General features: G+C 35.6%; 11 protein-coding genes and 1 pseudogene. 5 read left to right on the top strand and 7 right to left on the bottom strand.

Annotation, left to right across the window (positions count from 1 at the left end; translation table 11 throughout):
* Positions 1 to 354: hypothetical protein (locus A2290_02325; GenBank protein ID OGC13535.1), on the top strand; the 354-nt coding region annotated here is incomplete at its 5' end.
* Between the two features lie 148 nt (positions 355 to 502).
* The gene (locus A2290_02320; protein OGC13534.1) at positions 503 to 1,696 is read left to right on the top strand and encodes a hypothetical protein; all 1,194 of its coding nucleotides are present in this window, start codon (positions 503 to 505) and stop codon (positions 1,694 to 1,696) included.
* Between the two features lie 97 nt (positions 1,697 to 1,793).
* Here the strand turns inward: A2290_02320 and A2290_02315 are convergent, their stop codons facing one another.
* Positions 1,794 to 2,936, bottom strand: a complete 1,143-nt coding sequence (locus A2290_02315) for a hypothetical protein (protein OGC13533.1) — start codon at positions 2,934 to 2,936, stop codon at positions 1,794 to 1,796.
* 198 nt (positions 2,937 to 3,134) lie between these two features.
* Here A2290_02315 and A2290_02310 point away from each other — a divergent pair, with 198 nt between their 5' ends.
* Complete coding sequence (locus A2290_02310; GenBank protein OGC13532.1) at positions 3,135 to 4,079, top strand: cell filamentation protein Fic; 945 nt, start codon at positions 3,135 to 3,137, stop codon at positions 4,077 to 4,079.
* A 271-nt stretch (positions 4,080 to 4,350) separates the two neighbouring features.
* Here A2290_02310 and A2290_02305 read toward each other — a convergent pair whose 3' ends face one another.
* Together A2290_02305 and A2290_02300 are read right to left on the bottom strand one after the other, a co-directional pair.
* Positions 4,351 to 4,950 (bottom strand): hypothetical protein, encoded by a 600-nt coding sequence (locus A2290_02305; GenBank protein ID OGC13531.1) that lies wholly within the window; start codon positions 4,948 to 4,950, stop codon positions 4,351 to 4,353.
* A gap of 24 nt (positions 4,951 to 4,974) precedes the next feature.
* Positions 4,975 to 6,285, bottom strand: a complete 1,311-nt coding sequence (locus tag A2290_02300; GenBank protein OGC13530.1) for an AAA family ATPase — start codon at positions 6,283 to 6,285, stop codon at positions 4,975 to 4,977.
* A gap of 162 nt (positions 6,286 to 6,447) precedes the next feature.
* Here A2290_02300 and A2290_02295 point away from each other — a divergent pair, with 162 nt between their 5' ends.
* Positions 6,448 to 6,906, top strand: a complete 459-nt coding sequence (locus tag A2290_02295; GenBank protein OGC13529.1) for a hypothetical protein — start codon at positions 6,448 to 6,450, stop codon at positions 6,904 to 6,906.
* Between the two features lie 6 nt (positions 6,907 to 6,912).
* Here A2290_02295 and A2290_02290 read toward each other — a convergent pair whose 3' ends face one another.
* Positions 6,913 to 7,689 (bottom strand): hypothetical protein, encoded by a 777-nt coding sequence (locus tag A2290_02290; GenBank protein ID OGC13528.1) that lies wholly within the window; start codon positions 7,687 to 7,689, stop codon positions 6,913 to 6,915.
* 158 nt (positions 7,690 to 7,847) lie between these two features.
* Here A2290_02290 and A2290_02285 point away from each other — a divergent pair, with 158 nt between their 5' ends.
* On the top strand, positions 7,848 to 8,171 hold the full coding sequence (locus tag A2290_02285) for a hypothetical protein (GenBank protein ID OGC13527.1): 324 nt from the start codon (positions 7,848 to 7,850) through the stop codon (positions 8,169 to 8,171).
* Positions 8,172 to 8,214: 43 nt separating this feature from the next.
* Here the strand turns inward: A2290_02285 and A2290_02280 are convergent, their stop codons facing one another.
* The 3 genes and pseudogenes from A2290_02280 to A2290_02270 all read right to left on the bottom strand — a co-directional run bounded on the left by A2290_02280 (position 8,215) and on the right by A2290_02270 (position 10,232).
* Complete coding sequence (locus A2290_02280; GenBank protein OGC13526.1) at positions 8,215 to 8,697, bottom strand: hypothetical protein; 483 nt, start codon at positions 8,695 to 8,697, stop codon at positions 8,215 to 8,217.
* A 13-nt stretch (positions 8,698 to 8,710) separates the two neighbouring features.
* Entirely contained in the window at positions 8,711 to 9,874 is a 1,164-nt protein-coding gene (locus A2290_02275) for a hypothetical protein (protein ID OGC13525.1), read from the bottom strand.
* Between the two features lie 5 nt (positions 9,875 to 9,879).
* Positions 9,880 to 10,232 (bottom strand): annotated as a pseudogene (locus tag A2290_02270) (LemA family protein).

Below are 10,232 nucleotides of genomic sequence, written 5' to 3'. Positions count from 1 at the left end.
ACAAGAAATTATAACATTGGTGTTGCTTGGGATTTGATTTTAGAACAAACGAAATTATTGGTCGATGATATTGAATATTGGCACAATGCAAAGGAAATGACAATTTTTGAACAGAGCTTGCGAATTCATCATCGCTTGGTAAAAATACATCCATTTGTAAATGGAAACGGAAGGCATGCAAGATTGGTTTCTGATATTTTTTTATTTAATAATGCCCATAAATTACCAAACTGGCCAAATGCGGAACTAATCAATGAAACGAATATCAGGGAAAAATATATCGAAGCCTTGAGAGCTGCGGATAACGCTGATTATGATTTACTTGAAAATTTTACAAGAGAGCTTCTCTCCTAAAATGCGCTCATTTTTAGGTTGACATTCCGTTTTGTGAGAGTGTGATTGGAATGTGATAAAAAGGGAGCTTGATTTATCAAAAAAACTATTTCATAAAAAGATCGTAAAACTGCTTGACTAATATAGTTTTACGGCGTAAAATTGAGCCATGGACACAATAAAGCGCTCTATAGAGCTACCAAAAGATCATAGTTTTTTCTTATTTGGACCAAGACAAACAGGAAAAAGCACGCTGCTCAAAATGCTTTTTTTAAAAGAAAATATACTTTTTTATAATTTACTTGATAAAGAAACATTTCTTCGTTTTTTATCACATCCTTCACTTTTGCGAGAAGAAGTTCATTCTCGACGGAAAGAGATCACTCATGTCATAATCGACGAAGTACAACGAATACCTGATTTACTAAATGAAGTTCACTTAATAATGGAATCCCCAAATCCTCCTTTTTTTGTATTGACAGGATCAAGTGCGAGGCGACTGAAGAGACACGAGGCAAATTTATTGGCAGGAAGAGCTTTGTCTTATAGTCTTCACCCTTTAACTATTGATGAATTGGGCTCTGATTTCTCCTTGCTTAAGGCCTTGCAATTTGGCACCATCCCCAGCATATACACTGAAGGGAAAGAGGCTTTTGCTATTGAAAGGCTAAGGGCTTATGTTGATACCTATTTACAAGAAGAGATCGAAAGAGAGGCTCAATTACGCAGAATAGATCGCTTTAGCCATTTTCTTTTGATAGCAGGAAGCGAAAATGGCAATGTAATTAATTATTCTAATATTGCCAGAGAGACTTCTGTCTCTCTTTCAACGGTCAAAGGATATTTTCAGATTTTAGTTGATACACTGATTGGAAGATTTATTTATCCATTTACAAAATCTGTACGCCATCGTCTTTCAAAACATCCTAAATTTTACTTCTTTGATGTAGGGGTAGCCCGTGCTTTATCCAAACAACTAACCGTGCCACTGGAACCTCACACTTCGCTTTTTGGAAGAGCTTTTGAACATTTTATTGTTTTAGAAATCATGCGTTACAACGACTATAATAGGCTTGATTTGGCTTTTTCTCATTACAGAACAGAAAAAGGAGTAGAAGTTGATTTAATTATAGAAACTCCTAGAGGCAAAATATTGGCAATAGAAATAAAAGCAACAGACACAATCGATTCAACACATCTTAGAAGCTTGAGGTCTTTTGCAGAAGCAAGTCCTGGAGCCAAGCTCTGTTGCGTTTGCCAGGCGCCACATAGGATGGAGCGTAATGCTATTACTATTCTTCCATGGCAAGAACTACTCACTTGGCTTACAGAAGCATTAGCCCCCGATCATTTACCCCGATAAATTTAATGATTATGCATCTCCGAAAATAGAAACAAAATGTAAAGAAGATTAAATTGGTAAGATAGAAACTCAACTATTACCGGAATGTTAAAACAACTTATAACCCTATTCTTCGATTAATCCACTTTTTGAAAAATAAATCGCTTAGAGTGTAATGACCGTTGGCTCGTTCAATAATCTCTTTTTTTTCTAAAGTTTTAATCGCTTTTTGCAGGGCGGATACGGATTTTAATGCGTATTTTTGTAAAAATACTTGCGAGAAAAGAGATAAAATTTCATCATAAGCCAAAGCTTTTACTAAAGTTCTTTGGACAGAAGATAAATCTTCCCAAATAGCAGAAAAAGAGGACTCCTCTTCCATGATAAGCTGTTCAAGCGTACTATCAACATCTTTTAAATTGGCATTTCTTTGTTCATGGCAATTATCCCATAAAATGTGGCAAAATAATTGAGTATAGTAAGGGTGGCACTCTGTAATGCTTAATATCTTCTCAATTTCTTCTTCTTTAATTTTTATTCCGGTCTTAAAAAAGTTCTCTTTTATGAAACTTGCAAAATCTTGTGAGGAGATTTTAAGCAATGGGAAATGCCTGCCACAATTATAAAGAGGTCGATTTTTATCTTTAAACATTCCCTGCATCAAGTGGCGCTTACTACCTAAAAATACATATGAGATATTTTGATGCTTTTGAATGTGGGAGCGTATTATTCTCTCTAATTTATCAGCTTCTTCAAGCTTTGAAATTTCCTGAAACTCGTCAAAAACAACTAATGCGATTTTCCCCCTGCTTTTTGCCAGCTTGGGAACCGCTTCCAATAAATCATCCAAAACCTCTTCTTTTTCTTTAAAAAGCCTCTCCAAATCAAAAGAAATTTCCGCATCTCCGTGGGGCCTTAAAATTATTTTAGGAATAAGTTTTGGGAGAATTTTGCCTAATGTTTTTATAAATGTTTTTAAGTTTGAAGAGGCCTCCAAGCTTGATATGGCCTCTGCGAAAATCTTTACAAAATCGTTGAAAGTTGTCATTGGAAAAAGATCGATATAAAAAGTCAAAATTCCGCGATTTTTAACCGTTCCAATTGTTTTTTTTATGAGGGATGTTTTGCCATATCGCCTTGGGGAATAGAGAATAACATTGAGTCCCTGCTCAATATCAGAAATAAGCTCTTTTAGCTCGGATTTTCTATCCGTAAAGGCATCTCCTAAGACCTCTTTGCCGAAAAAGAACGGATTTTTCATAATGTTTCAAATTATCCTTGTAGAATTATTCTGTTTGGATAATTATACCATGCAGGCAGATTTGCGTCTATGATTTTTTAAGCTCCTCCATCCTTGCCCTAATCTTCTTTTCAAGCCCGGTATCTTTTTGGAAACAATGCAAAATATTGACAAAATTTCTTAATATGGTATAGTGATAAAAATTGAGTAAACCATATTATGGAATATTTAGATAAAAAGCTAAAAAATCGAATAGAAGAAAAGCTTAAAAAATTAAATAAATTTCGACCTTTGCCTGCGTCTTTTGTTAAAAAACTACAGCAACAATTTGAGATAGAGATGACTTATAATTCTAACGGAATTGAAGGGAACAGCCTTAATTTAAAAGAAACCTTTTTGGTTATTAATGAAGGAATTACGATCAAGGGAAAGCCATTAAAAGATCACTTGGAAGCTAAAAATCATTACGAAGCCTTGGAATACTTAACAGGTCTGGTTTCGCATGATAAACGACAAACTATTTCAGAAATGCTCATTCGGAGTTTGCATCAATTAGTGGTGCATGATACCGAGAAAGAGTGGGCAGGAAAATATAGGGATGGCAATGTAATTATTGGTGGGGCGGATCATACACCTCCTGATGCTCTTCAAATTTCAGGCAAAATGAAAGATGTAATTGATTGGGTAAGAAAAAATCAAAAAAAAATACATCCTATAGAACTTGCCGCTTTATTACATCACAAAATTGTGCATATCCACCCATTTTTTGATGGAAACGGAAGAACTGCAAGGCTTGTGATGAACATATTGATAATGCAACGAGGTTATCCGTTAGCGATAGTTTTAAAAAATGATCGCAAAAAATATTATAGAGTGTTATCAAGGGCAGACAAAGGGGACTATCTTCCATTGGTAAGATTTATAGCCCAAAATGTCGAAAGATCACTTAATATTTATTTAAAAGCTATTACGCCTTTTTCCGAAAAAAACGAAAAAGATGAATTATTATCAAGAATCAGCGTGAAAACCGGAATTTCTGCTAAATATTTGAATTTACTTGCCAGAAAAGGAAAGCTTGAAGCATATAAACAAGGGCGCAATTGGTTAACAACCAAAGAAGCTGTTGATCGATATTTTGAAAATAGGGAAAGAAAAAGAGGATAATAACAAAATGGCTTTGCAAGTTTTTTTGTTGTTAATTCGTGGGAGTTGATGATAAGTTGCATTTTCATGCTCCAGTAGACAGTTGGGAAGACATAGATGGAGCTAACCGCTATGCGCCAGAAAATGTAGGAGCAATACAAAATAGGTATTATCCCGATAAATTTAATGATTATGCATCTCCGAAAATAGAAACAAAATGTAAAGAAGATTAAATTGGTAAGATAGAAATTAATGTTAACTGCTATTTTCAATTTGAAATTAGAAAATAATATTATACCCCAATTCGCATTATATCTTTTTTGTTTTTGCAGATTACCATTGTATTATCATCTTCCCAGTGCTCAAACGCAGCTTCGTTTGTGACGTTAATAATTTGATAAATCATTTTATAAGGCAAGGATATAATATTTTTTGTATCAAATACTCTTAACTCATCTGGACAGCCCCAATAACAGCCATTTACTGCTATTTTATCAACTGATGGAGAGGGGAAAATGCCTGTCCAGATAAATGGGTCAGCCGTTGAGTAATAGCTATGCAATTTGTATGTTGTTGTGTCAAAAACCGAATAGCCCCCTGCAAATTCGGGTAATAATAAATATTCCGTGCCATTTTTTTTAATCCAAATGGCGCTATCTTCATTGTCGGTAGAGTCGGAAAGATACTCAAATATTTTTTTATAAGTTTCTGTGACCCAAATTTCGATTTTACAAATTAAACAATTTCTTTTTGGATTAGCTTGCTTATATTTAAAAACTGCATAGTAGTATAGTCCACTAGTGGAGAGTTTGACTTTTTCTCCTGGAATTTCATTTTGTTTGTCAAAGTACTTTAAAATATCTTTTCTTAAGATTGCTATTTCTTCTGTCATTTTTGTTTAATCCCAAAATTTTTTTCAATCAATTCCTTCTGCTTTTTGTTCTTCCATCCTTGCCCTAATTTTCTTTTCAAATCCGATATTTTTTGGGGTATAAAACTTTTTTTTGCTTTTCATATATTCCTGCGCGACAAATCCACCTTCATAATCATGCGCATATTTATAGCCCTTTCCCTTGCCTAGCTCTTTCTCCTGCTTATAAACGGCATTCTTTAAATGCTCCGGCACTTCTTGCGTTGTCTCGTTTTCCACTTCAGCCATCGCCTCATTTATTCCAACATAAGAAGCGTTGCTTTTTGGCGCTGTTGCGACATATGTTGTCGCTTGGGCTAATGGAATTCTTGCTTCAGGCATTCCGACAAATTCTGCTACCTGCATCGCTGAATTAGCAACTACAAGGGCGAGAGGATCGGCATTTCCAACATCCTCCGCCGCGCATATTACTATCCTTCTTGCGATAAATCTTGGATCTTCTCCAGCGTAAATCATCTTTGCGAGGTAATAAAGCGCCGCATCGGGATCGGAGCCTCGCATCGATTTTATAAAAGCTGAAATCGTATCGTAGTGCTGTGTCCCTTTTTTGTCATAAACGACCTTTTTCTTTTGAATGGACTCTTCGGCAACTTGTAGTGTTATGTTTATTGTCTCTTTCTTGTCTTTTGGTGTCGATAAAACAGCCAGCTCCAAAGCCGAAAGCGCACGACGTGCATCGCCATCTGAAATTTTTGCGAGATGAGAAAGAGCTTCATCATCTATTTTGACTTTTAAATTTCCAAACCCTCTTTCCTTGTCTGTTAAAGCATTGTTGATGACTTTTTTTAAATCTTCTGTCGAAAGAGGTTTTAATTCAAAAATTTGAGAACGCGAAACAAGAGCCGAATTCACATAAAAGAAAGGATTTTCTGTTGTTGCTCCGATTAAGATTAAATTCCCTTCTTCAACATCAGGCAATAAAGAGTCTTGCTGAAGCTTGTTAAACCTGTGTATCTCATCTAAAAATAATATAGTTTTTATCTTATTTAATTTCCTTCTTTCTTTTGCCTGTTTACTTGCCTTTCGGATATCGTCAACGCTTGCGGTTGCGGCATTTAGCCATTCAAAATGTCCCTTTGTAGTATTTGCAATAACCCTTGCTATTACAGTTTTCCCAACTCCCGGAGGGCCATACAGGATAATCGAAGTTATTTTATCTGTTTCAATAAGCCGGCGCAGAAGTTTGTCTTTTCCTAAAATATTTTTCTGACCTGCAATTTCATCGATTATACGCGGAGCCATGCGATAGGGGAGGGGTTGGTTTTCTTTTTTGTCTTGATAGTCAAAAAGGTCCATAAAATAATTATAACAGTTTTAACAATATTTCACCCCGATTATTCACCCCGATTATGAAATCGGGGTTCATAGACGAACAGACTTCTAGCAGAGTACTAAATAATACAAGATTTATTGCGCTTATCTCGATAGTTAATTGGTCGTGGGGAGGAGGTGATAAATATGTCAGACTTTTTATTTTCGAAAAATGCCATAAACTCCATCTTAAGTCCTACAAATACAAGTTCTGGGGTACAAACTTCTAAGACAGATCCAAATCAATTCCTTAATTTATTGGCGGGAGTTGTCTTAGGGGATAAAGCAAATGAAATTGATGAGGGGACACAGGTTCATCCTACTCATAATGATTCCGATGATCCGACAGAAACTCCTACTGTGCCGGTTTGGGTACAAGTTGGAGATGGAGGGACAGGGGCAGGAGGAGAGACGGAGGATCCTTCAATTCCGGGGGTGGGGGAACAAGTTCATACAACTCCTAGCGAGCCGGAAGGGGAAGAGACTGATCCTACTATTCCAGAGGTAGGAGATCAAGTTGGAGATGGCGGTGAAACTCATCTGCCGACAGGGGACATTGGTGGCGATTGGACGCCAAATCAAACCGCTCCTGGTGGGGGATTTTGAATGTTTTTAGAGGCTTGAAATCTCCTGAATAATTTCAGGAGATCCGGGGCCTCTTTCTAGTCCAGTATACCTTATAAAAGGGTGCGGAGCGTTGATTGAAAACCAAAAATGCATAACAGGAATTATTCCTGAAAGAAATCCCATATCGGGCTTTAAATCAACTCTATAGCAAGAGATGTTCTTATCTCCTATTTTAATATTTTCAGGAGAATAAGAGATAAATATATTCATGCCATAAGTATTTCCGTCAGGAATAATCATTTTGATTTTATCTTCTTTTATATTATTGGTGATCATGTTTTGAAAATAAAAACTTGCGCCCCGAGCTGTCATTGTTTTTGGTGTTAGCTTGATTGTTTTTGATGTTTTCTTGTCGGTTTTATAGTCTTTTTTATTAAAGATAGCCTCTTTATCTGCCCAATCAAAGGTTAGTGATAAGTCTTGATAGGGGGTGGCCTCTTTATTGATTTTTGTTGTTTGCGCATAAGCGGAAATTTTATTATTTTCCAACTGATAATTTGCTTGATTTGTTGTATAAAAGTATTTTCCATCTTTATCGAGAGTTTTTATTTTTGAGGTTATAACAAGGAAATCCCCATTTTCTTCTGTTTGTTTTTGAAAGGTAGTTTTTTCTTCAGTCACAAGTTTTTTGTTTTCCTGAAGATAAGTATTAATTGAGAATTCCGTATTAAACAAATTTTTTGGAACTGGTATTTTATATAAGCCGGACGCAAAAGAAGAGAAACTCAGAACAAATAAAAGGACAAATATTAAATTCTTCATAGTGGTTTATTATACCATGACTCAATAAGCCCTGATAATCATAATCGAGGTTTATTCTATAAATATATGTAAAATATACACAAGTTTTTTAAGTAGTTTTACGATATATAATTGAACCCCGATTAAGATAATCGAGGTGAAATGGGGTGAACGGGTTTATGTCTATAAACTGGAATCCACAAAGTTTTATTTCTTCTTTTTCCAGGGAGGATCTTTCCAGTTATGGCAGAGAAGAGGGGAAAAATAAATTTTTCGAGCAATTACTAGACCTTTTTGACACAGACCCAACACAGAAAAAAGATCTAGAAAAAAATTCTGCCCCAAAAATGCCAGAAGATATTGGTGATGGCGAAGTGGGGAGCGGGGAAGGGCCTTGTTTATCTGGCGTTTTGGGGCAGGCTAAAAACCCTGTTGAACTTAATGCCCCATTTACTGCGCCATTAGAAACACCAGAAGAGATAGACATCTTTGAATTGTTATAATTTTTTTATCACATAAAATGCCCGATTGTAAGAGTGTGGTGGTTTACTTAACCCACTGTTTTGAGTTAACAGCCTCATCTATTTTATTTTCCAACTCGATGAGCTTCTTGGGGGCTGAAAAATCTCCGCGATAATGGCTTATTTTTTTATTCTTATTTCCAATTTTTACAGAAGTTGTAATATTGGGCATATCCGTTGCGTCGTGGTTAAAATATTCGTCTTTAAATGAAAAATAACCTTCGTTTTCAAATGTTGATAATAGAAAATTAAGGCTTTCTTTATCTATTTTTGATTTTTTAATGCCTGTTGTTTTTACAAATAACTTCCCTTCGTAAATTACAAGCCCATCATCATAAATAGCCAAGCTGTAGCTGGGGGTTCCACGCCCGCTCCCTCTTGCTAAAGTTATTATTGGAGGGGTTATTTCAGGATCAGGGATATCAATATTTTTGTCAATCGGAGCAACTCCCATAAATAAAAAAAACGGAACAACCATAAAAAGCGAAGCAAATTTATTAATCTGCATAAGACATAATCTATCAAGTAGGAAGTATTTCGTCAAATGGTTTTTTGTTTTCTTCCTCTTCTGTTTCTTCCCCTTCTTTTTCCTGAATTTTCTCTTTATTGGGCGGAGCCGACCAGATGTTTATATTTAAACCCAAATCATTTACAATGCCCAGAGCTAAGAGAATGTCATCATAAATGGTTTTTAAAAAATCACGATTGAGTGCGCTTTTTTCACGAAGAAGATCAAAAATCCATGTTTGCCCCGGCATAGCGATATAAACTTTGTTTTTTGTGAAAGATAACATCAACTCCCTATTTGCCTTTCTTTTTAAGTCAAGAATTTTGTACATTATATTTGGCGTTAACACATATCTTGCTTCAATCTGATCCGTTGTATATACTACAAATTCATTTTCAAATTCAGGGCTTTCCATGTATGCCAGCTCTCCTTGGCGGCTTAAAGATTGTATGGATTGCGCCAAAAATCCTATCTTTTTTTCCAATGTATCAGGAAGGACAATTGTGCGCCCTTTTATTTTTTTGGGCAGATCCGCCATTATAAAAAGACCTTTAAAAGGATAAATGTCCTCTATTTTTTTTCTGGAAACCAACGGGCGCAAATAAAGGAAGGTAACGGCAAAAAGATTGATGACAGGAAGGTAAAAAAGAAAGTTTATTCTTCCATACGGACTTGAAGAGGTTAAGGCTATGCTTGAGAAAGTAATTTCCACGTTTTCTATTGTGCCTTCTATTCCGCCATTTCCCATTACATACACCGCTTGGTTTTCTTTGAAAAAAGGGAACAAAGAACTTCTTTCTATGTCTCTTGATTTTATGGTTTTATATTTTTTATATTTAAATCCCGGAGCCATCTCTTTTACAAGTTCTTCTATAATTTTATGTTGTGCCTCATACATGCTTGGGGCAAAAAAAGCTGCCAACACGCCCAATATTGGGACAAATGCTACAGGAATAGGGAAAAGAGAAATATATGCCGAAAACCCGCTTATTATAGGGTAGCTTACAATCCCCATAGAAGAAAGAATCCCCAGGAAAATAAAAAGCGTTATACAAAAAAGAAATACTTGTAAACTAGCAATACTAATCCCAGAAAGAAGGCTGTATATATGCCTTGTTTTTTCAAGGTTTTTAAGGAGAGGGAGAAGCTCTTGATATATTGTTTTAAATGGTTTCATCTTTTCTATAGAGAAGTCCCTGTATTTATTTTGGGGCTTGCTTTTTCTTCTTCAGGAATTTCAAAAAAGACTTTCTTTTTGAACCCTGCAATATCAGCTATTATTTTTGAAGGGAATATTTCTATGCTGTTGTTATAATTAAATACGGATGCGTTATAGGCTCTTCTTGCGGCGGCAATTTGCTCTTCAATTTCGTTTAACGCCGCTTGTAGCTGTAAGAAGTTTTCATTTGATTTTAAAATAGGGTAATTTTCAACAGTGATCATAAAATGTGAAAGGAGAGCGGATAAAATGTTTTCTTTTTCAAATCTTTGCTTTTCCTTTAATTCAGGGGATATGGCTTGAGCCCGTATTTCCG

It is taken from the genome of candidate division WOR-1 bacterium RIFOXYB2_FULL_36_35 (assembly GCA_001771505.1).
Lineage (GTDB): Bacteria > Margulisbacteria > WOR-1 > XYC2-FULL-46-14 > XYC2-FULL-37-10 > XYB2-FULL-36-35.
This window is presented reverse-complemented; position numbering and strand designations above follow the sequence as displayed.

Excerpts from the sequence above, each read along its gene's own strand:
- A2290_02290 (OGC13528.1), bottom strand. The coding sequence starts at position 7,689 with ATGAAGAATTTAATATTTGTCCTTTTATTTGTTCTGAGTTTCTCTTCT.
- A2290_02320 (OGC13534.1), top strand. The coding sequence starts at position 503 with ATGGACACAATAAAGCGCTCTATAGAGCTACCAAAAGATCATAGTTTT.
- A2290_02300 (OGC13530.1), bottom strand. The coding sequence starts at position 6,285 with ATGGACCTTTTTGACTATCAAGACAAAAAAGAAAACCAACCCCTCCCC.
- A2290_02285 (OGC13527.1), top strand. The coding sequence starts at position 7,848 with ATGTCTATAAACTGGAATCCACAAAGTTTTATTTCTTCTTTTTCCAGG.
- A2290_02280 (OGC13526.1), bottom strand. The coding sequence starts at position 8,697 with ATGCAGATTAATAAATTTGCTTCGCTTTTTATGGTTGTTCCGTTTTTT.
- A2290_02315 (OGC13533.1), bottom strand. The coding sequence starts at position 2,936 with ATGAAAAATCCGTTCTTTTTCGGCAAAGAGGTCTTAGGAGATGCCTTT.
- A2290_02305 (OGC13531.1), bottom strand. The coding sequence starts at position 4,950 with ATGACAGAAGAAATAGCAATCTTAAGAAAAGATATTTTAAAGTACTTT.
- A2290_02295 (OGC13529.1), top strand. The coding sequence starts at position 6,448 with ATGTCAGACTTTTTATTTTCGAAAAATGCCATAAACTCCATCTTAAGT.
- A2290_02275 (OGC13525.1), bottom strand. The coding sequence starts at position 9,874 with ATGAAACCATTTAAAACAATATATCAAGAGCTTCTCCCTCTCCTTAAA.
- A2290_02310 (OGC13532.1), top strand. The coding sequence starts at position 3,135 with ATGGAATATTTAGATAAAAAGCTAAAAAATCGAATAGAAGAAAAGCTT.